Source organism: Dehalobacter sp. CP, assembly GCF_047652685.1.
GTDB lineage: Bacteria > Bacillota > Desulfitobacteriia > Desulfitobacteriales > Syntrophobotulaceae > Dehalobacter.
The window spans coordinates 2,372,590-2,397,702 of the sequence record NZ_CP157399.1; the positions used below are offsets into that span (position 1 = coordinate 2,372,590).

The window sequence follows — 25,113 nt, forward strand, 5'->3', positions numbered from 1 at the left end:
GACCTCGATGACCGCTTTATGAAGTACCCGGCTGATACAAATGTCACTTTGGATACCGGAAAAGTCAGCTTTCTCCGTAAAGGCTTCGCCCATCCCCAAAGCGGTCAGGCTGTCGTTTAAATTTTTGATTCGTATTCCAGTTTAAAACGCGGCAGCTGCACCAGCACATTATCCCGTTCTGAGATGCTTTCTTTTATTGCTTTCCACTTACTGGCGTTCAGTGACGCGATAAAATCCCGGAGGGTTTCGTCTTCGCCCGGCAAAATGCAGTACATTGCTGCTTTGCCTTTTCCGTACGGAAGCCGGACAGCGTGAAAATTTTCTCCCTGGCCGTATCCCACCTTCCCCGTTCTGCTCATCATCATCTCGTCCGTCGTGCCGTCTGCCGCATGAAACTCTCGAAAAACATAATAAAAAGAGTTGTTGAAATACATTTTAAAGCATGTTACCGTTCAAATATGTTAATGAAAAAGGAGTGGTGACAATGGCTTATCAGCTTCAAGAAATGCCGGCAAACCGCATAGCATATATGCGGCGGGTTGGCCCCTATGGTGTACAGAATTATACGCTTATGGAGAAATTCAAGGTATGGGTCAAGGCCAATGGTCTGTTTACAAAATCTGCAATCATTTTGGGAATTTCACGGGATAATCCCGAAACAACACCGTCTGAAAGTTGCCGTTATGATGTCTGCATTGTTGTCGCCGATGACTATACAATAACGGATGCTGGTGTAAACGAAGCGAAACTGCCCGGCGGTAGATACGCCGTTTTTACGGTTGCTCACACCGCCGAAGCAGTTCAGGAAGCGTGGAGTGAAATCTTTTCCGAGCTATCAGCCAAAGGCCAGCAGCCGGACGTTTCCAGACCTATCCTTGAAAGATACATACCTGCCATGATTGACAATCACCTGTGCGAGATTTGCGTACCCATCTAGACCGTTCCCCGTATCGCAGCCGCTAAATATTTTATTTTCTTTTAATAAGCTCTGACATCATGCTCAAGAAAAACAATTTCATTTGTCTTCTCATTGAGATAGAATTTAAAACGCTCCGTACTGACCTTGTTAAGTTTAGCCGTATCGCCCTCGTTGATCATTTCCCGGATTGCTTGCCAGACCTTTAGCTTACCGCTTTTAATCTTTTCACCTTTTTTCTCCAGCACATATTGCATAGGTTTGGTTAAAGTTTGTTTGTCATCCGGGGCGAGAAGCTGATAGTCATAGATGGAGACGTAAGCAAATTCATCAAAGCCATATTGTTCCACGACCACATCATAGATCGTTTTGCCGTTCTGCTTGAACGATCGGACTTGCTGTAAGCCGTAGATCGGCTCGAGTCTATAGCTGCCGGGCTTAACCGTATAGACCTTGCCGTCAAAATTCCAGTCTCGGTCTGAAGACTGATGAATGACTTTCTTCACTGGAAAATGGGATGTGATCACATCCTCCACGTATTGCTTGGTAAGATAATTGTGACCCGCTTTCCATTCGTTAATGTCAAAAAGAATGAAGGCATAATACAAGTAATCCGGGCTTTCGGCAGGAGCCTTCCCTTCTTCAAATTCGGGAACATAATCGAACCGGTTGGCGATTGCCAGATCAAATAACCAGGCACTGTCTTTCTTTGCAACAGGTACCTGAAAGCTTACACCGATTATTTTCCATTGCGCTGCCCCACCGGAAGCGGATGTATCGGAAATGCGGTTCAGCTGCATGATCATTTCATTTTGCTTTTGCACCCCGAAACGAACGGTTGCCGTGTATTCGTATTCCGGCGGTGCTCCCTCGTCCAATTCAAAATCTTTGCTGGTTTTCACGACCGGATCAAATGTTTCCAGCTGGTACTGTTCAAACTTAAGTTCACTTCCATTTTCCGGCGGCGTACCTTGCTCATAAAGTGCAATCATCTCCTGAACCGGCTTCAAAAGCTGTTGTTTATCCAGGGTGTCGGGATCGGCTGGAATCACCCCAAAGGCTGAGAGGAGAATTTCTTGATAGGCTTTGGCCTTCAGTTCGCTAATGGCGACATAGGGCTTTTCCGCATAGTACTTGCCGCCCTTCTCATAGAGGTAATAGATATTTTGCGGGGACAGTATGACCTTGACATAACTTTTGGCATCGGGGACAACGTTGATACTCTGCATCTTGGTGGGAGAAGCATCGGTTAACAAGGTAGAAATCCGCTCAACCAATTCCTTGTTGCTTTGCGGAATCGCCACCGTATTTTTGACTTCGGCATTGCGGTACTTGAGAAGTTTGATGTCTGTTGCGTATGCTTCCAGTTGGCCTCTCTGACAAAAGCTTTGCAACAGAAGGGGAATTTCGCTTTGGAGCTGCAGATAGTCGTTTTTCAAGGTGTCATCGCCGGGATCATATTGCCTATCAGTCGGGGTCCGGACAAAATAAATCCAGTCTTTGCCGTCTACTTTTTTTTGAGCGAACGGGATCATGTTTGTTCCCCATTCGCCGCCATCCCATCCGTAGCCTCTCAGCTCATCCTCGGGGATCTGCAGAATGCTGAACAGAAAGCCGAAGTCAGGTCTGTATTCTTTGTATTTATCGTGATTACTTTTACTGTAGACTTGAATAAACGTTCGATCGTCATATTCGTGGATCGGCGCGGTGACATATTTACCCTGCCAGCTTTCCGGAAAAACAAGGCTGCCGCCAGTAACAGAATTCGTATAAACATCCAACGTTTTATCCTGTCCCGACTCCATCGCCGGTGATGCCTGATTGCAGGCTGTGAGCCCTCCGATCAGACAAACTGCTGCTAAGAAAACGCCAAAGACACCCAAACACCTGCGCCTTTTATTGGCGTTTATACAATTGGCAAAGCGTTCCTTCATTCTGTTTTTCCCCCTTAGCGAACAGTTATCCTTCTTCTTTTTAACATCAATAATGATACTATTATTGAGACTTTTGCATGCGATATCGACGAGTCTCTTTCGAGTACTCTTTTATGAATTTACTTCCACCTTGGCTTGGCGATGACTACACTACCATTGGGTTCTGCCTATTCCTGAAACGGCCAGCGGCTGACTTCCCCGATTTGCAGATTGATCCGGGCAAAAGTAGGGGGCTGGGCATTTTCGTCTTCCTCAATATAATAGCCATAGCCGTCCAAATAAAAAAGATATCCGTCGACGAGATACTCGGCTTCATAATCATCGCAAGGCCATTTTACCCGGTATGTCCCCCTTTGACCGGTGGGCCCGCCATCCATCGTGTAAAAATAGAGCCAATCACCATACACATAGCTCATGCTATCGAGTCCAAACCGGTCCATTTTCAGGAAAGCAAGTTTCACGGCTTTTCCTGCTTTTTGATCGACCCGGAAGACCGACCAGCCTGCGGAAGAAGGAATACCATCCGGACCCCGCTCTTCAGTCACAATGTAGAATTGGCCGTTATAACGGGAGCCTCCTCCAAACTGTCCAAGGATAATATTTTCACCGGTCCGGTTATTCAGCAAATGCTGCGTTTCACTGTCTTCGTAATCCGTATAAATCAGATAGTCATTGTCGGCAGCAGTGATATAGGTGCGCCCTTCGGCCAGCAATTCACTGCGGCTCCCGTCCAAGGCCGCCCGGTAAAGGTCCCTGTTATTCATGTGGGTGTAATAAATCCATTCGTCCTGGATGGAAAAGTAATTGCCGACATTCTTGATCAAGATCTGGATGTTGGTGCCGTCTTTATTCATCGTACACAAATTTCCGCGCGGGGTCTGGTTAATATCGTCAAAACCGATCTGATCGGTAAAATAGATCTTATCTTCTGTCAGCCACAATTGCAGCGAAGAGTTCGTACAGATCTTTTCTGTGTTTCCCTTAAGGTCAACCCGGTAAATACCCCGTCCCAGATAATAGTAGGGCACATAGTAGACATAGGTGCCGTCAAAGTAGAGCTTATGCACGGAGTGGGTCTTTACCAGTCGCCGTACTGTATTCTTTACGGTATCCACCATATAAATCCCGTCCTGCAGCTCGGCATAATAAATCAGGATGTTGCCGTTCTTGGCGAAAAACTTCCCGCTGTGCATGCTGTCACTTTTTTCATCCGAGATAGCTGCACTATTCTCACTTGAAGCTCCGGTCTCCTGTAGCCCCGGCGCTGTGTCTCCTTGGCTGCCGGTGTTTTCAGTTGCCGGAGATGGTTCAGCAGCACCGGCAGGACCCGTGGCAGACTCAGGCTGCGCAGCGCAGCCTGACACCAGCAAAAGGATTAGCGCAAGGCAAACCCACCCATATTTCATTTTTTTCATCCGGTGCACATTCATCTTATCTCCCCAAAACCTATTATTTTTTATATTTACTCACCTTCGTTGCTGGCTGCCGTAATCGTTACCAATAAATACCTGATTACCGCTTTCATAAACAGGCAAACTATAAGATAAACTCATTTTCATAGGAAGGATATGATCTTATGGCTTTACTTGGAAATCCATTTGTAGCCAATGTCCCTAAGCAAATGTCCAATGAGGAGTTGGCCCAGGCCCTTCGGGTTGATATTGCAGGGGAGTACGAAGCAATTATCGGCTATGAATCGCATGCTATGGCAACAAATGATGAGAGAGCAAAAAAGGTTCTCCACCATATTGCTGATGAAGAAAGACAACACGTCGGAGAATTAGAACAGCTGCTATCCATGATTAGTCCAAAGGACTTGACGTCTATAGAAAAGGGAAGACAAGCCGTACAACAACAGCAATCTCAAAATTTTCAGGCCCCTATGCAATAAGGACTTCATTTTAGTAAAATTCTCCAAATAAATTCGTTCTCCTTTATTTTCCCCATGCTATCAGCGCTTGTCATAAAAAAACAGCCTTGTCCCAAGGCTGTCACTTCTTCATATTTCCTCACGTTTTAACTGCTCAATTTTCCACTGGCATTTCCACACGATCTTTAACATCGCTAAAGCAATGATCCCAAGTAACACTGTAAAAGCCCCAAAGAGAACCTCACCGCTATCAATGGCTGCCATCAACTCCACCAAGAAACAGATGATTTCTATGGCCAAAAAAACGGTGAAAAAACGCTTGATCTTACTGTATTGCATGATTTTAGATTGGGCATCCGTATACATCTCAAAGGGCCCGTCTGCAGCCTTTTTCCGCAAAAAGACCCATCTCCACCACTGACCGATGACTTCTACGCCCGTATCCGTCATGAAAGATGCATAATCAGCCTTGTCGCCGTTCCAATTATCCAGTAAATCTATCTGATAATTGTATTCACCGGGTTCACAAGGCACAAACGTATAAAATCCAAGGAAAAATCTTTTCAAAGCCCATCCTTCTAAAGACATTTTTTGAAGCCAATCCTGTTCGGCATCTTTGTCATAATACATTCTGAATTTTAACATCTTTTAGTTCCGCCCCTCATCCATCTTTTTTGCATTCTTAACAAGTTCATTCAGCCTTTGAACTTCGTGCTGAAAGACTTCCACACCCCGGCCCGTTAGAAGGTACTCTTTTTTCTTTCTGGATTCCTTATCCTCACTGTATAAACGGATCCACCCTTTTGAAAGCATGGAATTAATCGCCCCGTATAAGGTCCCCGGTCCTAATGTGACTCTTCCGCCGGTCATTTCGCTGATATCCTGAATAATCCCGTAGCCATGATTCGGTGTGCGAACTGCCAATAAGATATAAAACAAGGCTTCTGTCAAAGGTGTATGATTATCCAAACCAATCATCCTCCGATATATCTTTTAACGATATATAATATATCATCTGACGATATATGTGTCAATGGTTCCTCCTTGTCTTGACAAAAAAATTCCGTGGAACACCTTTCCACGGAAACAGCAGCATTTTTATTAAGCCGCCTGCTTAAAACTGTTTTGCAAAGCGAACAGGCCTATAAACCTCGCTTCTTCTAATTATTGATAATCGTCCCGCCGTTGATATGCAGGATTTGGCCTGACATATAGGCGGAATCGGCATCGGCCAGAAAAAGGTAGGCGGGAGCAAGCTCCACCGGCTGGCCGGCACGCTGCATCGGGTTCGTACTGCCGAAGGTATGAACTTCCTCGGCACTGAAAGAAGCGGGAATAAGCGGAGTCCAGATCGGGCCGGGTGCTACGCCGTTGACCCTGATTCCCTGTTTGGCTAAGGATTCGGACAGAGACCGCGTAAAAGATACGACTGCACCTTTCGAAGAAGCATAATCGATTAAACGGACTTCACCTTGATAGGCGGTAATTGAAGCCGTATTGATAATCGCAGCGCCTTTTTGGAGATGAGGCAGTGCGGCGCGGGTCAGGTAAAACATGGCAAAGATGTTTGTCCTGAATGTTCTTTCCAGCTGTTCGGAAGTGATATCCAGAATAGAGTTCTGGGGATGCTGCTCCCCGGCATTATTGACCAGAATATCCAGATGACCAAAGGTTTGGATCGTTTCCCGGACGGCCTGATTGCAGAACATCTCGTCGCCGACATCCCCTGCGATCAGCAGGCAGCGACGGCCAAGCTGTTCTATTCTTGCCTTGGTCATTTCTGCATCCTGATGTTCATTGAAATAGATAATTGCCAGGTCGGCGCCTTCTTTGGCATAGAGAATCGCAACGGCCCTGCCGATCCCGCTGTCCCCTCCGCTGATCAGGGCAATTTTCCCCCGGAGTTTGCCTCCCGGCTGATAGTTGGGATCCTCAAAGGCAGGGCTCGGGTTCATTAATGTTTCCAGTCCGGGCTGAAAATCCTGGTGCTGCGCAGGGAAAGTCGGCTGCGGAATGATTGCTTCTGTCATAACGGTTCTCCTTTGGTTTTTCCTTCATTTTCTCCCAAAAAAGCAGTATTCATTCCGCAAACGATCATTCATCATCAGGGTGCGCCTAATCAAGCTAATGTCCTTTATTCATAAGTTTTGTGACTTACAGGAACGACAATTTATGACCGTTTTCCAGCTGCTGGATCTGCTGTTCCCCTTTTTCAGCTAGTTCCTTGAACTGATTGATCGTATCCCGCATTCTGGGAAGGGCTTCTTGCTTATAGGTACTGATGGAATCCAGAGCGGACAAAGCATCTGCAAAGGCGCTTTTCAGGGTATCGACGGAAATATTTGCTTCCATCGCCTGCTTATGGATCTCCATTCCCTGTTCTTTGAGCATTTTGGAAGTACTGCTGATGATATTATTGGTGGTTTCGTTTAAGAGCTGGATCTTTTTCAAGACGATCTTCTGGTTATAAAGAGCGCTCGCGATCGTTACCGAGATTCGCAGAGCAGAAATTGTAACGTTTTTAGCCCGGTCGACACCCCGGATCAGCTCTTTATTGTTGCGGATCACAATTTCAATAGCCATGATGCCCTGCTGGTTTACGACGATCATCTGCTGCAGATCCATCAGCCGCTGCCGGAGAGGGAAGAGCACTTCTTCCGTAATAAATTTGATTTTTTCCGGGTCTTCGTTATTGGCCTTCGCTATTTCTGCTTGCTTCTCAATCGCCTGGTCCATCAGTGTTCCGAGCTCAATTTCTTTGCGGAGTTTCTTGGTCAGATCCCGCATGGATTGCTGCTCAATCTCCAGTGTTGTATTGTCATTCTTTAAGGTCGTCTTTCCTTTTTCCAAAGAAACGACAATATCGGCAATGGCTGAATCCGCCTTCTCATATTTATCAAAATAGGCTCTGATCGGGTTAAAAATTTTACCGAGGAATCCTGTTTTCGTAAAATCAATGATACTCGGGTCCAGGTCCTTTAATTCCCGGTGAAGTTCCATCAATCCCTGAGCGACGACGCCGCCTTCGTCTCCGTCTTTGGCTAAATTGCCCACAGTGATCTGGAGCAGGGAATTCTTCTCAGATGAGTTTTTCATGGTGGCCGTCCCGAAAGAATCCAGAGACTGCAGGATCTGCCGTCTGCTCTCCAGCGATGCGACGTCCAAAGACATGATTTCCGCGACGTTAGTATTGGCTAAAGTTTGCAGCTGGGCCACCTCTTCAGGCACCGGCTGAACCTGTTCGATCACTTCCTGTTTAATGGCCGCTTCATTGGCGACTTCCATCGAAAAAGACATTTCCTTGTCCTCCCTTATTTATCCGTCCTATATTATAGTATCTTGGCGTTTTTTACATTTGTGCATTGAAAAGGTTGCCGAGCTGATAGACGACATTATCGGTATCGGCGTTGATACTCGCAGCCTCGTTAATACTGGAGATGCTTTGCAGCGCCTCAATTTTGGCATTATAGCCGATCGTGTAAATCGGAATTTGATACGTTTCGAGCACACTTCGGATTTCATCCAGGCTATGGCCTCTATTGGTTGCCCCGTCACTCAGGACAAAGATCATTGGTTTCAGATCCGGATTGGATGCCGTCTGTTCCTGAATCATCTGAGTGGCAACTGCGATCGCATCAAATGTTGCCGTATTACCATTGGCTTCCAGACTATTGACAGCCCCTACAAAATAAGAACGCTGGGTGATATCAAACGGTTGGATCGGAAGATTAATCGTGACATTGTTGGAATAAGAAATCAAACCTACCCGATTGTCTTTGCCGATAAAGTTTGCTCCCTGCAGCAAGGACTGTTTCAGCTTGTTCAAAGGCTCCCCGGCCATGCTTCCGGAAACATCGGCGATGAAAACGGCACAAATATTTTTGGTACCGTTCTTCTTTTCTTTCCACAATTCCTGGGCTTTGCTGATGACGCTTCCGTTAACCGGTCCCAGCTCGGACTTATACTCATTCAAATGATTGAATCCATACTTGGTGGCCAATTTCTGGTATTTGTCCTGCTTGGCAAAATCAATAAAGGTTTTCAGGATATTTGTTTTTTCTGAAGATAAATTGCCAATGGCATAAACCGGGCTGTCATGTCTTACCCCAAACGGTGTGAAGACGTAATCCGATTGCAGCTCCGGCGAATTGGCATATGTCTGATATTCCAGCATGAATCCGTCCAGTACACCGGACTTGGCAGAATCTCTCATCTGCAGGGTGGTATAGGCTACGAACGGAATATTGTTCTGGAACGTTTCAAAGCCCTTTTTTGCTTTATCACTTAACAAATTGCTGCTGTCAAATGTATCCAAGGCCGTTATCAGGAAATTCAATCCTGTCGAGCTGGCAAAAGGATTGGTATATCCCATGGCCAGTTCATTGGCCGAGACTGCATCTGTAACTGTTTTGATATTAATGGCGCCGTATTTTTTGATCAGTTCCTCGTTTTTCGACTTGGAGATCAGGATTCCGGCTACATTTCCGGCCAGCTTCTTCTCTACCAGCTGGGTCTGTACGCCCTCAGACTTTATCATTTCACCCCAAAGTTCATTGGAAGGTGAAAACGCATCCGGCACATACTTGCCGGAAGTAATGTAGTCGGCAGCCACACCGGAGGCAATCCCCCGGATCCTGACCGATACCGGTTTTCCGTCCACCATGATTCCAGCGTTATTAAAGTCTGTGGCGACTTCCGTTAACCAGCCGTCCGTACCGCTGCCCGCTTTTTCCGTGGAAGAGAATATTTCCACATAGGCATCCGTCGTCTTGTCTACCTGCGCGGGATATTTGGAGATATTCGGCAGGGAATCTTTCAGTTTAGCCGCATCCAGGTTCACTTGTCCCTTGACGAGATCAGTCTGATTCACTTTGATGTCTTGGACGATGCTTTCCAGGGTCTTTCCTGCTTTTTCAGCATTTACCTGGACATCATCTTTCCCTAAGTTCTTCGTCAGCGAAATACCGAAGTAGACAACAGTGAAGACAAAAACCGCAGCACCCAGCAGAATCAGGAGCTTTTTTGGAGAACCTACTCTTGCCATTCTTTTGATCCCTTCCCTTTACCGATAATATTTGACTTGTTGAATCAGGTTATTAATTTCTTCCATGCCTGGCATATTTTCAATTTCACTGCTTTCCAGACTGGTTAATTTGGATATTTCAAGCAGCAGCTTATCCAGTTTCAGCAAGATTTGTTCGTTTTGCTGTGCCGCATTGCTGACAAATGCCATATGCTCATGATAGACACTGAGTTTTTCTTTCCTGAATTCTTCCGAAAGCGATTTTCCTGCTTTGCGCGTGATAAATATGTAATCTTCTTCATCAAAGGCATTGAGCCGATTGATAATGCTTTTGATATTAATATAGAAAACTTCTCCCACTTCGGTGACCACTGCCTGAAACTTTTGGAAGCTCATTTCTGACGGGCTGAATTTCTGCTGCAGGACATCTATAATAGTTTCCTGTTTCTTTTCAATTCTCTCAATTTGTCCGGTCAGCAGATCGATGGTTTCGGCAAACGTCTTTTTATGGCGATGAAGCCGTAAGGCTGCTGCATATTCCTCCGGAGAATCAAGCTCTTTGGTCTGAACCATTTTTACTTTTTCCATCAACATTTTGTAATTGCCATAAAGAAACAGGACTGCACAGATAAATAAGATCGTACAGCTCAAAGCGGTGACAAATGCGCCGGATCCCCCTATTTTTAATCCGACAATTCCCGGGGAAAAGATAACAATCAGCACGGCGGCTATGCCAATATTCAGCCCAAGCAGCTTGAGGATTTTATTCATTCCCAATGTCCATCAACGCTCCTAAAAGGATCGGTTATTCCCTATTTCTACAAAATCATACGAAAATAACCTTAAATCCACATTAAAAATAATAAAAGATCATTCTTCCTATAATTATAACATTCTTCATCGGTCTGTGCATTCCTTTTAAGTATTCGGACAATCCATATCCAGATGTAAATCTTGGTTTTATTCTATGATTGATCAATTGAATAAGTTAACATTTGTAGTCAGGTGAGCTTGAACAGTTGCCATACGATCGAAGAGGCAGTCTCGTTGTTCCAGGCAAAAGAAAAGATCCGGTAAGCTGAATAACAGAAACCCTTCAGGATATATTCCCGAAGGGCTACGCTGCATCAAACAAAATTCGACATCTCTGTTCAGGCAGGCGGTTTTGTCCGCTCTTTTTCTTATACGATCTTTATCTTTTCTTTTCTTTTAAATCTTTGACCAGCCAATTACACAGCGAAACAATGAGGGAGGTCACAAAGGCTGCGAAGAACCCGTGAATCCCCAGACCGGGCATCAAGGCTGCCGTCAGCATGACCATCCAGGTATTGACGATCAGGATGAATAATCCGAAAGTCAGTAAGCTGAAAGGAATGGTCAGCAGCAGGATCACAGGCCGTATAAGCAGGTTGATTACGCCGAGCAGCAGTCCGGCCCCCAGCAGTGCTAGCGGATTACTTACCGCAATCCCCGGTACGATATAAGAAGCGATGATCAATGCCAAAACATTGATTAAACATGTCAGGACCCATTTGTGCATGTTCTGTTCCCCTTATTAAAATAAATCCACATAAATTTGAATGGCCTTGTCTTCAACCTCAATCATCCTGAATCTGCCGCAGGTGCGCAACTCCCGGATGATGCCGCTTACGGCTTGAAGCACGGCGCTCACAGGCATCCCTATGATATATTGGCGCCATTGGCTGTCAGCGCGTTTATCCCTGTCGGCTTGTTTATTCTCATCGTGCTTTCCCGAAAGCTTCAGAATCCGCTCCCCTACCCAGGCGATATCCTGTACGGCCTCGAATGTATCTTCCACTACCCAAACCGGAATAGGAATCAGCCATTTCCTGCGGTTTTTGTTTCTGATGCTGACCACGATCAGAAAAGCTTTTCGCGGCCGCTTAGTCCACAAATACCTCAACTTTCATCCTTCCTTCGTGCGGATCATCGACATCGACATCTACCAGTTTACCGCCGGAAGATCCTTGTTCTAATTCCTGGATAAGTTCATTCAGAAGGTATTCAAGGTCGATTCCTCTTTTGTCGATTTCACTTTTTGCTTCCGGCGGGATGAAGGCCATCGCCGCATTGGCCAGCTTTGTCACCGATTTAACCAGGTTCATCGGAATATTGACGTTGACTTTCGGCGCTTTCTCCCCTTCTACCCGGACTCGTAAAAAACGGTTCGCAAAAACCGACACGGCAGGACTGACTTCAGGCGCACTTTCCTCGATGGCTTTCAGAAGCTCCATCCCTTCGGCAGCAGTAATTTTACCCTCTTGGATCATTTCCAGGACTTTTAACCTTTCGCTGCTCATGACACCATTCCCTTTCTTATTTCCACTCTTCTTATTTTCCAGCCTTTTTCAGGCGGCTGGCGGCTTCCTGCGAAGTGATTTCTCCGCGATCCAGGGCGTCCAGAATTTCCTTGCGGTTTTCTCTTTCCTCCTGCAGATCCGAACCATCCACTTTATATCCCAATGCTTGAATGGCGCTGTCCAGGCGTCCCCTGACGGTAGGGTAAGAAATTCCCAGTTCCTTTTCCACATCTTTGATGTTACCCCGGCACTTAATAAAGACTTCAATAAATTCAAGCTGGTCGGGAGGGAGCTGACAAAATTTACATGGGATAAACTGCCCTTCCAGGGTAGTGTTGCAGTTCATACAGTTCAGTTTGCTGACATACAGGCTATGTCCGCAAATCGGACACAAACCCGGCGCTTTGTATTGAATCATTTTCACCCCCAAATTGGAACCACTCTAAGGTTTTACAAATTAAGAATAGCAACAAATATTAATTTTGTCAACTAGTGTGTTAACTATATTAATATAATAATTAATTATATTAATATAGTTGATTATTGTCCTATAATTTATAATCCTTTATAAATTAAGAAATTATAGAAATTGCTTAAGGCGAGAAAAAGCCGCGATGAAGGATCGTATACCCACTTCATCAGCGGCCTGTAGTTAGTCTTTAACCTCTTTGTAAAACCGATTACCGGTTTCCGGTTCATAATAGACTTTAAGTTTCTTCCCGTTAACTGGGTCGATAAAAACCTCATCCGTAGCCATATACCCTTTGGGTATATCGTTTCCCTGATTTTTTCGATAACGTTTATCCCAAAGAAACCAGGAAAGGAAGGCAATGATAAGAAATATACCAACTTCCAATAATATATAGATTTCAGCCGCTATTCTCATCTTAAACTTCTTTCTCCACCACAACCGCAGTCCCAAAGGCGACAATTTCACTCATGGTCTGTCCAATTTCGCTGGAATCAAACCGCATCATCACAACAGCGTTTGCTCCCATAGCCTGGGCATTCTTAACCATACGGTCTATCGCCTGTTTACGGGTATCTTCAAGCAGGGCGGTGTATTCATGGATTTCTCCACCGATAAGACTGCGCAGCCCAGCTATGATATTCCCGCCTAATCCCCGGCTGCGAACAACGAGACCGAACACCTGGCCTTTAACATCCGTTACTTTGTAACCTTTGATATTTTCGGTCGTGACGATTAACATGCTATCGCTCCCTTTTTATTCTTATTTTACAAATCTTTTAGCCAGCTTACAATTACTTTCTGCAATTCCGGATGAATGTGTTGAGAACCGGTATGTAATCCTGATTGGTACGAGAACTATACACATAAATTGTGTCAGAAGTGGACAATGTTCATATGATGTACCAGGGAAAAGTCTGTCCTAATTTTTGGAGGGTGATTAAGTGTTCAATAAATATGGTTTCCAAAAAATAACTCCCCTAAACGGTTTTGATACAAACCCCAACAACGCCATGCAAAACAACTATGCCTGGTCAATGGCTGAGATGGGAGAATATCTCTATGTAGGAACCGGAAGAAATATTCTCTATAACATTCTCCTGACGATTAAGAATGCAGGAATATTGGGGGATTTCGAAATCCCGAAGGAGCTAACCCCTGAGGTTGTCGATAACAGAGCAGAAATCTGGCGTTATAACAAAGCACTTCCCCATGCCGGTTGGGAGAAAGTTTTTAAAGCTCCAGCTGATTTCAATATCATCCAAGGTTTTCGGTATATGATCCGTTATACCGACCTAAACGGTCAAACGGCTCTTTATGTCGGTGGATATTGTCAGAGTAAGGTAAGGACATTTAGGTCAACAGATGGATTGTCCTGGCTTGAAATACCCAATGATAATCTTAACGGTACTTCCACAAGGGCGATGGTGATTCATACCAACCAAAAACTCTATATGTCAACTGTAGATGAGATCTCTCAAACTCTAACTGCTCTGATTTATGAATATATCCCTCCTGCCGTTCACTTTCCAAATGGCAGATGGGAGCAGGTTACTGGGGATCCAGGCAATCCCGGATTTATCCAAGGTAAAAACCCAAGCGGGCAAGTGATGATGATGGCAAGCTTTAAAGGACACCTTTATGCCGCTACCTCTAATCAGGTGGAAGGATTTGAACTTTGGAGAACTGAAGGCACAGGACCAATTATTAATGAATGGAAATTGGTGATTGATAAGGGGGCCGGTGATGCACTTAATATTATTCCCTTAACACTTGGAGCGTTTCAAGATCATTTATATGTTGGCGCCATTATGTTCCCCCTTCTTGCTCAACAGCCGATGAATCTCTCTGCATTTAAACCCTTTGATCTGGTAAGGATAGACGCGCAGGATCATTGGCAGCTGGTAATCGGGAGTAAGGCTAAAAAGCCTACCAATCCCACCACGGGCACACGCGGCAAAGCTTTGAGCCATAAACCCTCGGGTTTAGGAAATCCCTTTAATTTATACTGCTGGCAGCTGGAAGAATACAATGGGGAGTTCTTCCTGGGCACATTTGACTGGTCTGTACTCCTTAAACCGCTCGTTCCCGCTATCATTCCTGCAATTCTAAATTTGCCGGGATTTTTAGAAGAACTTCTGCGAATCATTCTTACAGTGCTGCTTACAGTAGGCGATGCAATCTATCCATTTAATGGATTTGATTTGTTTAAGTCTAAGGATGGCATTCATTGGTCTCCCATTACCTTAAACGGCCTGGGAAATCCTCATAACTACGGCGCAAGGATCTTGTTTAAAACAGCAAACGGGCACTTGAATTTAGGAACAGCCAACCCATTTGATGGTTGTGAAGTTTGGTTCCGCTAAACCAGCGCCTCCTTTGTCACCATTATTAAACAATCAACTATAAGAAAATATTTTTGCTCAAATGGTTATAAATGGTAAAGTTAGTTCTTGTAGAAGTATTCGCATGGTGATATGATAGATCCTAGAAGCAGGGGGATGAGCGTATGGATAAATCGGATTTAATTCTGGAAAAGCTAAACTCCATGGAAAAGGCTTTACGAACAGAGATTAAAATGCTGAGCGACAAGCAAAATGAATTTACTGAAAGACAAAATGAATTTACCAAAAAACAAAATGAATTTTCCGAAAAACAAGATATGACTTGGCAAGCTATCAGGGAAATGAGAGATGAACTGACAAATAATAGCTTAAAAATAAAAATTATTGACAACAAGGTAAAGGCTTTATAGCCTTTATTTTTTTGACATAAAGTTGAACATTCATTTGCATTATAAGGCAATTCTGTAAAATAGTTGATGCTTTCTGAAAAATGATGAAGGAAAATGTAGTTAAAAGTAGAATAATTTGTTGAATAGCCATTGATTACTTTATTGAAAATGATGTAAATCTGATCTTAGCAGTATTTTCATCAGAGAAGGGAAATATGGAATCATCACATTTCTTTTCAGTTTTATTTTTCTTTTCTTGTGTAATGAGCAGCTTTCTTGGGGCCTATACACTTTATCTTGACCCGAAAGCCGGATTGAACAAAGCTTTTTTTGCGCTGTGCATTTCCTTGAGTCTATGGGCTTTCGGGTTTTCCATTTGCGTTTCTGCCCAGACTCAAGAACTTAGCTTAATCTGGCGCAGGATCTCAGTCGTTGGTTGGGGTTCGTTTTTCAGCATCCTGCTTCATTTCAGTATCATTCTAACCGAGAAAAAAAATTTGCTAAACAAATGGTGGCTGTACCTTCTGCTTTATTTCCCCTCGGTCCTGACAATGTATATTTATGGGCTCTCCGGTTCCGCGGAATCGAAGTATAAATTAATCCATACAGCCAATGGCTGGATTAATGTTCCGAATAGCGGCTTTAATTCTTTTTTCAATTATTATTATATTATTTTCTGCATCGTTTCCGCAGGAATGATCTGGTTATGGGGGAGAAAAGCTTCTTCCTGGAATAGTAAGAAAAAGGCAAGGCTCATTCTATCTTGGATTATTGCGACTTTAATCTTTGCATCCTTTACGGATATTGTCGCCAGTACTTTTTGGAAAATGCCGCTTCCCCAATTGGCTCCTTTTATTATCTCGATGTCGCTCATCGTCATTTACTACGCAATTAAAAAATATGGACTGATGAAGCCGGAAAAGATCATCACTGATGAAGAAACCATCTTAAATGAATCCACCCGCGGCAATATTATCAGCTATATGGCCTATGCTATGTTTGCCTGCGGCTTTATTAATTTTGTTTCGTTTTTTCTTTTTGACATGACGAACGATTTGACGCCCGTCATATTGACAAGTATCGCTGTCCTTTTTTTAGGACTTATCATTTTGTTCGTGAAGTGGATGCCTATAGCGGAAGATAAAAAAGATATTACTTATTTTGTGGCGAGTGTTCTCTCCATTCCAATTTTCACTTTAAGGTTTATTGAATCCGGAAGTATTACGGTTTGGGCGTTTCCAATTATTTTTGTAATTATTGCCCTGGTGTTCAATCAACGCATTATCTTAGCTTCATTGGCAATTTCCATCATATCTACCCAGATTCTGGGCTGGTTCATAGCGCCAAAGGTTAACGTTGAGATCAATGCTCAAGACTATTTGGCAAGAATCTTGTTTTTCCTTGTCGTTCTTGGGTTGGCTCTCTATGTCAACAAACTGTACATTCGCAGACTGAAAGAAAACGCTGAGCAGATGAAGCTGCAGAAATTAATCTCGAAGATTTCTTCGGATTTCATTACAGCAAATCAAATGAATTTAGAGCAGAAAATCAGTCAGGCGCTTGAGGAATGCGGACGGTTTTTTGAGATGGACAGGGCATGGATTTATTTACTGGACCGGGAGCTACATCGCGTTACCCTTCCGTTTGCTTGGTACCGGCATGATCGTGTTATCAGAGAAGCGATAGAATGCCCGGGAGCGGAAGACTCGATCCTCATGAATCAGATATCAGAGGGCAAAATGATTCATACAAAATCAGTCATTTGCCTGCCCATTGCTGGAAACGGTCAGATATTAGGCTCATTCGGGATTGACTCCCGCAGAACCCCTAAAAAATGGCGTGAAGACCAGATTGATTTACTCAAGGTCATTGCAAATATTTTGGGAGACGCTCTGACGAAAGTCCAGGCGGAAAAAGAAATTAAACAACTAGCCTACTATGATCATTTGACAAAGCTACCCAACCGGGTGTTGTTCCAGGACAGGGTCACGCAAGCGATCCACCAAGCCGGCCGGATTCAAAAGATGCTCGCGGTGATTTTCCTGGATCTTGATTCTTTCAAAACGGTTAATGATACTTTGGGCCATGAAGGCGGGGACGAACTGATCACTAAAGTCGGGCAGAAATTATTGGAATGCACCCGCAAAACCGACACGGTATCCCGTTTTGGCGGCGATGAATTTCTGATTTTGCTGAATAATATTTCCGACTATCAAGATGTTATGATCATTGCCGATAAAATCATGGGTTTATTCAAAGAACCGGCGGTATTAAGAGGTAAGGAATTCTTTGTTACAGCAAGTGCAGGGATTGCGCTATATCCTATCGATGGACAAGATACGGAAACGTTGATTATAAACTCAGATATTGCGATGTATCAGGCCAAAGAAAAAGGGAAAAACCAGTATGCCCTCTGTTCTTCCGAGATGAAAGAGGACATTCGGAATAAAATGATACTGAAAAACAGTCTGTTCCGAGCTTTAGAACGCGAAGAATTGCTGGTGTATTACCAGCCTCAGGTCCATCTTCCGGAAGCAAAAATCATCGGAATGGAAGCTTTGTTAAGATGGAAGCATCCGGAGTTGGGAATGGTATCCCCGGCAGTATTTATCCCGATTGCCGAGCAAAGCGGGATCATTAACACGATCGGAGAATGGGTACTTAAAACAGCTTGCCGGCAAAATAAGATCTGGCAGGAAAAAGGTTATCCTCCGGTGCGGATGTCTGTTAATATTTCGGTAAATCAACTTCGTGACCCGAATATTGTTGAGCAGATCGCAAATGTCCTTCAAGAAACCGGACTTCAACCCAAGTATCTGGAATTGGAAATTACAGAAGGTTCTGCGATAAATGAAACAAATATTGTTCAGGTTTTAAACGATTTTAAGAAATTAGGGATTACCATCTCTATCGATGACTTTGGCACAGAATACTCCTCTTTAAACAGGCTAAAGAATTTGCCGATCGATCGTTTGAAGATGGATATGCATTTTGTTCATGGTATTGAAAAAGATGAAAAAGACAGAGCAATCACCAAAGTCATCATAAATCTTGCTAAAAATCTAGACCTGGAGGTTATTGCCGAAGGGGTGGAAACCGAGAAACAAGTACAATTCTTAAGCCGGAACATGTGCAACGAGGTTCAGGGTTATTATTTCTACCGACCAATGCCTGCTGAGGAAATCGAAGGATTATTAAGAAAACCATGCGCCAATATCCTATAGATACATAGATTCTCTACAAAATCAGCTCCAACCACCTGTCGTCTTCGCCGTAAATTCCGCATGTACTTTCTTCAGCAAGACCGGGATATTCAGCGCCTGCGGACAATGTTCCTCACAGCTTCCGCAAGAGATACACTGATCAGCACCGGAACCGGAGGGGAGCAAGTTTTCCCTGTACATCCCTTTGTCCACCCAATGCGTTTTCATAAGCTGGTGGCTGTTGTAGAGTCTGAATATTTCAGGAATGCTTACGCCTTGGGGACAGGGCATACAATAGCGGCAGCTTGTACAGCCGATGCTGTTATTGGACTCGAAAGCTTCCCGGATTTTTTTGATCAGGTTTTGGTCAGCCTCGGACATTACGTTGACTGCAGATTCATCAAAGATCCGCAAATTATCCTTCAACTGCTCCAGCGTGCTGGCCCCACTAAGAATTACGGAAACCTCAGGCATATTATAAAGCCAGCGGAAACACCACGCGACCAAGGATCTCTTTTCCGGATATTGATGAACCAAATCAACGACTGCTTCAGGAACGTTCGCCAGCATGTAGCCGCCCCTTAGCGGTTCCATGATAACGACCGCCAGGCCCTTGCCTGCCGCATATCTCAACCCCTCGATCCCGGCCTGCTGATTTTCATCCAGAATATTCAGCTGAATTTGCGCCATTTCCCAGTCAAAGGTATCCACAATCTGTTTGAATGCCGGCAGTGTCCCATGAAAAGAAAAACTCTTGTGCAGTATTTTACCCTTTTGGATCATTTTATCAAGAAAAGTAAGGCCATCAAAATGATTGACTTTCTCCCAATTGTCATGATTCATGTTGTGAAGAAGATACATGTCGATATGATCGGTTCCCAAGCGTTCCAGCTCTTCATCCAAGTATTTCTCAAAGTCTTTGTGACTGCCGATTTTCCATATAGGGCTTTTGGTGGCGATCAACGCCTTATTCCGATAGCCCCCTTGAAGCGCTTTCCCGGTAATTATTTCACTGTTTGGATACATGTAAGCGGTGTCCAGGTAATTGACTCCGTGATCCACCGCATACCGCACCATTTCTATCGCTTCTTTTTCACTTTTCGGGAACCGCATACAGCCAAGCCCCAGCCTTGAAACTTGGAGTCCTGTTTTTCCTAGTATCGTATATTGCATGATATTACGCTCCATTTTATCTTCATTCTTTGTTATACCCTATTGCGTTATTTACTAAACATCCCTTTAATTTTCTTCCACAGTCCGGTGCCAACCATATGATCGGCAACTTTTATGATTTCCTGGACTTTAATCAGGATATCGCCCTCGCCGGCCCAGTGCCTGCGGACAACTTCCGGGTTCGTGTTATTAATAATGGTGTTCAGGACATAAGCAGCCACGGATATATCGTCAACAAATCCTACCGGGCCTACAAAGAGCTCAGGGATTAAATCAATCGGTGAAACAAAATAAGCAATCGCAATCGCCAGTTTTGCTTTATCGTCTACGTTGACTTCCTTGTCTACAGTCAATTTGCACAGAAGATGAAATAAGTCGGGGGCAATCAGGATATACTCTGCATACTTATTCGTTTTACCTTCTTCGCTTGTGAAGTAGTCCTTGATCTTTTTCCTTAGAGATTGATAAAAATCATCATGGTCGTTCTCATGGTCGTTCCTCATTTGGTCACTCATGATCTAACCTCTTTTCGTTATTTTTCGTTATTTTATGTACAACAGAATATTTTATAGGCTTCGTCTTTTATTGCTTTTATTGTATCTTCTTTCTCTAACAATTGCACCAAGGTTTGTCTATTAAAATTGGTGGGCTAAGCTTCATTCAAAGGGTATTCTCTTATCCATGACGAATATCTTCTTAACCGACAATAACCTATTACGTTTGGAGAAGGTAAATCATGAAAATTACTGACAAGAAGCTTCTTACGATTACCGTCCTATTGCTCATAAGTACCTTGATCCTTTCCGCTTGCAGCTTTAAAAACAATTCTTCTGCTCCTTCGGCTGCAATCTCCTCCGCTGGAACCGATGACACCAGTGATCAGGAAGTGGTTTCAAACTTAATTATGAAAGGTACAGGTCTCAGAGAGATTTCTTATCATCTTGTAACAACGAATGCGGGAGTATCTTCCGAAAGCAGCGTTTGGTTCCAAGATACCAAAATGAAAACGGATACGATTACGGATGGGCAAAGAACGATCTCCATCTTCGATTTAGAAAAGGGAGAAATCGTTTCCTACCGGCCAGGACAAAATGTGGCTGCTAAGATAAATATTACCGAATATAAAGGGAATGACAATATTACCCCCATGGACTATTTAGCGGCATTAGATACAGATGAAAACGCTGATGTAAGTTACCAAATCATCGGGACACAAACGCTTAACGGATTGGAATGCAAAATACTTTCTGTAACCAGCGCCCAAGGGAATTATAAAGATTGGTTAAGTACAAAATACGGAATCGTCATTAAGTTTGAACTGGTTCAGGATGGGCAGACCAACACCTCAGAATATACAGACATTAACGTCGGTGCAGGTTCTATCCCCGAAGGTACATTCGACTTACCGAAAGAGATTCTTATTCAATAAATCCATGAGGATATCTATGACTTCTTCCAGATACTTTTAGGAATTTTTTACCGGCATAATGATGTAAATTTTAAGGCATCCTATTTAAGGTTAAAGAAGAGGGAACCGTATTCTCTCACGGTTCCCTTCCGGCTTATCATTTGCTCTCGAAAATCAGTTTTTGTTAACGCATACCAAGGCTTTCAAAAGTCTTCTTCACCATGTATCCACCTACGGAACCATTCTGTCTAGCGGATGTATCAGGGCCTAAGCTTACACCCATTACACTAGCTGCCTGACTCTTGTCTACGGGAAGTCTATATTTTGCCATTACTTTTTCCCTCCTTTCCTTTTGGAATGTACACTTATTATTAACATATTTACCTTTTCTACACTGGCAGTTTTTGTTATCGATTATATAGTCGAAAGAAGACCGGCACTCTTGATACTGCCCCCTGAATATATTGACATTAAACGAAGATGCTTTTGGGCGGGTGGTATCCTATGAACGCTGTGGATCGTATATCCAAAGCTTTTCAATCTGCTGAAGAAATCCCTATTGACGATTCCTCAAAGATGATCTTAATGAGCGATGTCCATAGGGGTGACGGCAGCTGGGCTGATGATTTTTCCGGGAATGAGAATCTGTATTTTGCAGCGTTAACGCATTATTATAAGGAACAGTACACGTATATCGAGCTTGGTGACGGTGACGAACTGTGGAAGTATAAAAACATGTCGGACATCGTGCCTGTTCATAAGGACACACTTTCACTCCTGCAAAAATTTTATAATGAAGGCCGCGTTTATTTCATTTACGGAAACCATGACATGGTGAAAAACAACGATCATTTTGTACGGAAATGCTTTAACCGGTACTATGATGCCGAGGAGAAGCGTCACGTTCCTTTATTTGAGAATGTTAAATTTCGCGAAGGGCTCGTTTTACGGTATAAGGATTCAGAGCGGAAAATTCTTTTGATCCACGGGCACCAAGGCAGTATGTTGGATTATACGTTTTGGGGGTTACGAAGATTTTTGGTCAGATATGTATGGAAGAAACTTGAGTTGTTCGGTTTTAAAGACCCCACCAGTACAGCTAAAAATTATCATAAGAAAGATTCTATAGAACAAAACCTTACTGAATGGGTCAACCAGGAAAAGCACATGCTGATTGCCGGTCACACCCATAGGCCCATGTTCCCTGATGCGGGGAAACCGCTTTATTTTAATGACGGCAGTTGTGTTCATCCCCGTTCGATCACGGGGATAGAGATCGCGGAAGGCAATATTACACTGGTTAAATGGCATGTCAAAACCAAGGATGACGGTACCTTGTATATAGGCCGGGAAGTTCTCGCAGGACCCAGAGGCTTAAAGGAATACCTTTAAGTCTCTGGTCTTTCCTATTATTTTGTATCGTCAGCAGTGTCGCTTTTGGCCTGCTTGCGAAAAGCCTTGAGGGGTCAGGCGTGTTCAGCTATCTTTTGATGATATTGATATTTACAAGCTCCGCATTTGCGCCGACCGAAACCATGCCGGCCGCACTGCGCCATTTTGCGGAGGTTCAACCCATGACGCCGATCATTGATAGTGTCCGCTCCTTATTGATGACTGGGACTGTAAGTAATGCCTTCACAATCAAAAGAGGCTGTCGGAGCTATCAGAGCATCTTTCTGATGCTTTCCGCCATATGCCGCTGAAAATTGAAATCCCGGAATGTCTCTTGACGCGACGCTCCGAGCGCAGATCCAGCTGATTGATCAATGGCTGCTTTAAGATCCGCCTTCAGGCTCTGATCCGTTGTTTCCTGGTATAAGGTGTAGATATACGGGACTGCTGCCTCAGACAGGCTGGACAAAGCCTGCACATCGAGATTCTCCAGTGTTCCGTTACTGTACCTGTCAATATTATAGGCAGCTATTCGTCCGTCGATGTTTCCGTAGCTCAGGACCATGAAAAGCACTACAAATCCGACCAGCATGATCCTGGCTGCGTTAAATTTTTTAAACTGTCTGACAGCGATCACCGCGAATAGAAAGAGCAGCACAAGCATAAACCAGGTCGTATAGACACGCAGCGGGGTCAAACCAAAATAATTAATGTACATCACCATCTTGCTGATGGCCGTGATGATCAACATCAAGGTAAAAAGACATAAAATGGCTGTTTCTATTTGCAGGATCTTGACCTTGTCCCTTTTCACAATAAGATGGGCCACCGTAATCACGACCATATTGATTCCGGCTACCGCACAAAGTTCAAAAAAGCCTCTACGGGCATACTCCGCATGCGTCATGAGTTCCGGGAGACGGTCATTGAATGCCGAGAAAAGATAGGTGACCTGAGAAAGAAAAAAGACCATAAAGACAAGATTCAATGCTGTCAAGGCGGTGTATACGGTCACTCCCGGGGAAAAACGGAAAGCGGCGGCCGTTTTGTCAACAGTCTCGACGGTGACATATCCCGTATTCCTCCCATGCCGGTCGCCGTAAATCAAGCCGTACAGATAACAAGCGACGGGAATTCCCATCAATATCTGGACAATAATATTCATCGATACCGAAAACTGCAGATTGGCGATCACCCCTGCGAAAACAGCATCAGCTCGTGTCAATAGGTTGATGACTGCGGCCAGAATCGGAATCATCACAAGAATACCAACCGCGCCGGCCAGAAGAGATTTTCCCTTTTGATTTCTGCCAAACAGTCCCTTGACCGCACCAAAGCAGCAGGCCAAATTGCAAAATGGGATGACCAAAACTTGATTAAAAAAATCGCCCAGGATATAAACGGAAATCCTTTTCTCCAGGTTTCTGCCCGTAGACAGGCTGATCCAATAGATGACAGCGGCTGTAAGAAAGATAAAATTCAGTCCTTTGATCAGGATATTGTCAAAAAGCAAGAAAACCAGGGCCGACATGACAATAATGATGAAGCATAACAAGCTCGTTCCTGTTTGACGGAACTCACCTGATTTCAGATATAGGACGGTACACAGACAGAATACCGCTGCAAATAAGGTAACCCCTGCGCCAAGCCCGGCAGCCGGGATCAAGTTCCAATATAAGAAGCCGCAGACCAGCATGGCCAATGCGAAAACAATATCACTCCTTGTATAGGTTGCCGTATCCGTACTGTTATTCATCTCCCTGTTATTCATTTTCCTGTTCTCCTTTCCGGTACTCTAATAAATCTCCGGGCTGGCAATTCAGAACCTTGCAAACTTCTTCCAGGGTCGAAAAGCGGATAGCCTTGGCCTTGTTGTTTTTTAGAATTGAAAGATTAGCCGGAGTGATTCCGATTTTATCCGCCAGCTCACCGGCAGAAATTTTTCTTTTTGCCATCATAACGTCGAGATTAACGACAATCAATGAGAATCCCTCCCCCTAAATCGTAAAATCATTTTCTCTTTTAATAACAATCGCCTGTTCAAAAACATTTTTGATCACTCTCAGGATCAGCCCTAAAAAAGCGGCACAAACGGCTATAATCACAAAAAGAATATAATAAAATCCTGAGATGAACAAAATGGCGGAGACGACAAAACTGCACCATGACAACGCCCGCAGGAGCTTGACATTTTTTTCTACAAATACTTCTTCCCGCCTGATGTTGGAAAGAAGCCTGCCAAGGCAGATCAAGGATAACATCCCCGGCAGAACACAGGCATAGACCGTTAGGAGCAAGGAATGAATGATTTCAGGATTTTTTCCTGTGTAGTTTACATATGTAGGGATTAAATTCGGCATAGCAAAAGCTGCGCAAATGACCAGGACAATGGCGATCTTGGTACAAATGGAAGATAGTCTTACGGACTTACTTGGATTCCACATTGTATCATACCCTTTCTATCTATTTTGGTTCTATTGTAAATGGCATATTATTGTAAGTCAATATTAATTTATCATTTATCGATATATTTATGTTGTTTATAGATAAACTCAGATTGAGTCGGATTGAAGCGCAATTCCTGACGGTAATGAAAGAAAGATATTAAACAGATCATGAAAGCAAAATATTAATCGAAAAAAATAACCTTGGAATGACTTGAAGTTCCAA

General features: G+C 43.8%; 29 protein-coding genes and 1 pseudogene. 8 read left to right on the forward strand and 22 right to left on the reverse strand.

The window, feature by feature from the left end:
• Positions 1-15 precede the first annotated feature (15 nt).
• A pseudogene (locus tag AAH944_RS11805) lies at positions 16-93 on the reverse strand (hypothetical protein); the annotation flags it as partial.
• A 23-nt stretch (positions 94-116) separates the two neighbouring features.
• The gene (locus tag AAH944_RS11810) at positions 117-362 is read right to left on the reverse strand and encodes a serpin family protein (RefSeq protein ID WP_415535063.1); all 246 of its coding nucleotides are present in this window, start codon (positions 360-362) and stop codon (positions 117-119) included.
• 122 nt (positions 363-484) lie between these two features.
• Between AAH944_RS11810 and AAH944_RS11815 the strand changes: the two genes are divergently transcribed.
• Positions 485-937 (forward strand): AraC family transcriptional regulator, encoded by a 453-nt coding sequence (locus AAH944_RS11815; RefSeq protein WP_415535064.1) that lies wholly within the window; start codon positions 485-487, stop codon positions 935-937.
• 41 nt (positions 938-978) lie between these two features.
• Here AAH944_RS11815 and AAH944_RS11820 read toward each other — a convergent pair whose 3' ends face one another.
• Together AAH944_RS11820 and AAH944_RS11825 are read right to left on the reverse strand one after the other, a co-directional pair.
• Positions 979-2,850, reverse strand: coding sequence for a DUF5301 domain-containing protein (locus AAH944_RS11820; RefSeq protein ID WP_415535065.1), 1,872 nt, complete (start codon positions 2,848-2,850; stop codon positions 979-981).
• A gap of 167 nt (positions 2,851-3,017) precedes the next feature.
• Complete coding sequence (locus AAH944_RS11825; RefSeq protein WP_415535066.1) at positions 3,018-4,265, reverse strand: DUF5050 domain-containing protein; 1,248 nt, start codon at positions 4,263-4,265, stop codon at positions 3,018-3,020.
• A gap of 161 nt (positions 4,266-4,426) precedes the next feature.
• Here AAH944_RS11825 and AAH944_RS11830 point away from each other — a divergent pair, with 161 nt between their 5' ends.
• Complete coding sequence (locus tag AAH944_RS11830) at positions 4,427-4,741, forward strand: demethoxyubiquinone hydroxylase family protein (protein WP_415535067.1); 315 nt, start codon at positions 4,427-4,429, stop codon at positions 4,739-4,741.
• A 108-nt stretch (positions 4,742-4,849) separates the two neighbouring features.
• On the opposite strand, the gene AAH944_RS11835 is transcribed toward AAH944_RS11830, so the two are convergent.
• The 12 genes from AAH944_RS11835 to AAH944_RS11890 all read right to left on the reverse strand — a co-directional run bounded on the left by AAH944_RS11835 (position 4,850) and on the right by AAH944_RS11890 (position 13,275).
• Entirely contained in the window at positions 4,850-5,365 is a 516-nt protein-coding gene (locus AAH944_RS11835) for a DUF2812 domain-containing protein (protein ID WP_415535068.1), read from the reverse strand.
• 3 nt (positions 5,366-5,368) lie between these two features.
• Entirely contained in the window at positions 5,369-5,689 is a 321-nt protein-coding gene (locus tag AAH944_RS11840) for a PadR family transcriptional regulator (RefSeq protein ID WP_415535069.1), read from the reverse strand.
• 191 nt (positions 5,690-5,880) lie between these two features.
• The gene (locus AAH944_RS11845) at positions 5,881-6,750 is read right to left on the reverse strand and encodes an SDR family oxidoreductase (protein WP_415535070.1); all 870 of its coding nucleotides are present in this window, start codon (positions 6,748-6,750) and stop codon (positions 5,881-5,883) included.
• 124 nt (positions 6,751-6,874) lie between these two features.
• Positions 6,875-8,017: a toxic anion resistance protein gene (locus AAH944_RS11850; protein WP_415535071.1), complete on the reverse strand. Its 1,143-nt coding sequence runs from the start codon at positions 8,015-8,017 to the stop codon at positions 6,875-6,877.
• Between the two features lie 52 nt (positions 8,018-8,069).
• The gene (locus tag AAH944_RS11855) at positions 8,070-9,764 is read right to left on the reverse strand and encodes a VWA domain-containing protein (protein ID WP_415535072.1); all 1,695 of its coding nucleotides are present in this window, start codon (positions 9,762-9,764) and stop codon (positions 8,070-8,072) included.
• 18 nt (positions 9,765-9,782) lie between these two features.
• The gene (locus AAH944_RS11860) at positions 9,783-10,520 is read right to left on the reverse strand and encodes a hypothetical protein (RefSeq protein ID WP_415535073.1); all 738 of its coding nucleotides are present in this window, start codon (positions 10,518-10,520) and stop codon (positions 9,783-9,785) included.
• A gap of 415 nt (positions 10,521-10,935) precedes the next feature.
• Complete coding sequence (locus AAH944_RS11865) at positions 10,936-11,283, reverse strand: phage holin family protein (protein WP_415535074.1); 348 nt, start codon at positions 11,281-11,283, stop codon at positions 10,936-10,938.
• A 15-nt stretch (positions 11,284-11,298) separates the two neighbouring features.
• Positions 11,299-11,658, reverse strand: coding sequence for a hypothetical protein (locus AAH944_RS11870; protein ID WP_415535075.1), 360 nt, complete (start codon positions 11,656-11,658; stop codon positions 11,299-11,301).
• A complete protein-coding gene (locus AAH944_RS11875) occupies positions 11,648-12,064 on the reverse strand; it encodes an SHOCT-like domain-containing protein (RefSeq protein WP_026071858.1) in 417 nt (138 codons plus the stop codon). Before AAH944_RS11875 ends, AAH944_RS11870 begins: the two co-directional genes overlap by 11 nt.
• 31 nt (positions 12,065-12,095) lie before the next feature.
• Complete coding sequence (locus tag AAH944_RS11880; protein WP_415535076.1) at positions 12,096-12,482, reverse strand: DUF2089 domain-containing protein; 387 nt, start codon at positions 12,480-12,482, stop codon at positions 12,096-12,098.
• A gap of 234 nt (positions 12,483-12,716) precedes the next feature.
• A complete protein-coding gene (locus AAH944_RS11885) occupies positions 12,717-12,950 on the reverse strand; it encodes a hypothetical protein (protein ID WP_415535077.1) in 234 nt (77 codons plus the stop codon).
• Between the two features lies 1 nt (position 12,951).
• Positions 12,952-13,275 carry a heavy metal-binding domain-containing protein gene (locus tag AAH944_RS11890; RefSeq protein WP_415535078.1) on the reverse strand — a complete coding sequence of 108 codons (324 nt, stop codon included), beginning with the start codon at positions 13,273-13,275 and terminating at the stop codon, positions 12,952-12,954.
• A 202-nt stretch (positions 13,276-13,477) separates the two neighbouring features.
• On the opposite strand from AAH944_RS11890, the gene AAH944_RS11895 reads away from it, so the two are divergent.
• The 3 genes from AAH944_RS11895 (at position 13,478) to AAH944_RS11905 (ending at position 18,491) form a co-directional block, all read left to right on the forward strand.
• Positions 13,478-14,899 (forward strand): hypothetical protein, encoded by a 1,422-nt coding sequence (locus AAH944_RS11895; RefSeq protein ID WP_415535079.1) that lies wholly within the window; start codon positions 13,478-13,480, stop codon positions 14,897-14,899.
• A 143-nt stretch (positions 14,900-15,042) separates the two neighbouring features.
• The gene (locus AAH944_RS11900) at positions 15,043-15,288 is read left to right on the forward strand and encodes a hypothetical protein (RefSeq protein WP_415535080.1); all 246 of its coding nucleotides are present in this window, start codon (positions 15,043-15,045) and stop codon (positions 15,286-15,288) included.
• A 194-nt stretch (positions 15,289-15,482) separates the two neighbouring features.
• Positions 15,483-18,491, forward strand: a complete 3,009-nt coding sequence (locus tag AAH944_RS11905) for an EAL domain-containing protein (RefSeq protein ID WP_415535081.1) — start codon at positions 15,483-15,485, stop codon at positions 18,489-18,491.
• Between the two features lie 21 nt (positions 18,492-18,512).
• Here the strand turns inward: AAH944_RS11905 and AAH944_RS11910 are convergent, their stop codons facing one another.
• Together AAH944_RS11910 and AAH944_RS11915 are read right to left on the reverse strand one after the other, a co-directional pair.
• Positions 18,513-19,643, reverse strand: coding sequence for an aldo/keto reductase (locus tag AAH944_RS11910; protein WP_415535082.1), 1,131 nt, complete (start codon positions 19,641-19,643; stop codon positions 18,513-18,515).
• Between the two features lie 47 nt (positions 19,644-19,690).
• Positions 19,691-20,158, reverse strand: a complete 468-nt coding sequence (locus tag AAH944_RS11915; protein WP_415535083.1) for a YkvA family protein — start codon at positions 20,156-20,158, stop codon at positions 19,691-19,693.
• A gap of 221 nt (positions 20,159-20,379) precedes the next feature.
• Between AAH944_RS11915 and AAH944_RS11920 the strand changes: the two genes are divergently transcribed.
• The gene (locus tag AAH944_RS11920) at positions 20,380-21,072 is read left to right on the forward strand and encodes a DUF4412 domain-containing protein (protein ID WP_415535084.1); all 693 of its coding nucleotides are present in this window, start codon (positions 20,380-20,382) and stop codon (positions 21,070-21,072) included.
• A gap of 163 nt (positions 21,073-21,235) precedes the next feature.
• Here the strand turns inward: AAH944_RS11920 and AAH944_RS11925 are convergent, their stop codons facing one another.
• A complete protein-coding gene (locus AAH944_RS11925) occupies positions 21,236-21,382 on the reverse strand; it encodes a small, acid-soluble spore protein, alpha/beta type (protein WP_415535085.1) in 147 nt (48 codons plus the stop codon).
• Between the two features lie 173 nt (positions 21,383-21,555).
• On the opposite strand from AAH944_RS11925, the gene AAH944_RS11930 reads away from it, so the two are divergent.
• Together AAH944_RS11930 and AAH944_RS11935 are read left to right on the forward strand one after the other, a co-directional pair.
• Positions 21,556-22,443, forward strand: coding sequence for a metallophosphoesterase family protein (locus AAH944_RS11930; RefSeq protein ID WP_415535086.1), 888 nt, complete (start codon positions 21,556-21,558; stop codon positions 22,441-22,443).
• A 50-nt stretch (positions 22,444-22,493) separates the two neighbouring features.
• Complete coding sequence (locus tag AAH944_RS11935) at positions 22,494-22,754, forward strand: ABC transporter permease (RefSeq protein ID WP_415537879.1); 261 nt, start codon at positions 22,494-22,496, stop codon at positions 22,752-22,754.
• Here AAH944_RS11935 and AAH944_RS11940 read toward each other — a convergent pair.
• Genes AAH944_RS11940 through AAH944_RS11950 form a run of 3 tightly spaced genes read right to left on the reverse strand, consistent with a single transcriptional unit; the run spans position 22,715 to position 24,887 of the window.
• Positions 22,715-24,214: a DUF4153 domain-containing protein gene (locus AAH944_RS11940; protein WP_415535087.1), complete on the reverse strand. Its 1,500-nt coding sequence runs from the start codon at positions 24,212-24,214 to the stop codon at positions 22,715-22,717. The two genes, AAH944_RS11935 and AAH944_RS11940, sit on opposite strands and share 40 nt — an antisense overlap.
• On the reverse strand, positions 24,207-24,425 hold the full coding sequence (locus AAH944_RS11945) for a helix-turn-helix domain-containing protein (RefSeq protein ID WP_415535088.1): 219 nt from the start codon (positions 24,423-24,425) through the stop codon (positions 24,207-24,209). The genes AAH944_RS11940 and AAH944_RS11945 overlap by 8 nt, the downstream gene beginning before the upstream one ends.
• Positions 24,426-24,440: 15 nt before the next feature.
• Positions 24,441-24,887, reverse strand: a complete 447-nt coding sequence (locus AAH944_RS11950; RefSeq protein ID WP_021315597.1) for a DUF2975 domain-containing protein — start codon at positions 24,885-24,887, stop codon at positions 24,441-24,443.
• Positions 24,888-25,113 lie beyond the last annotated feature (226 nt).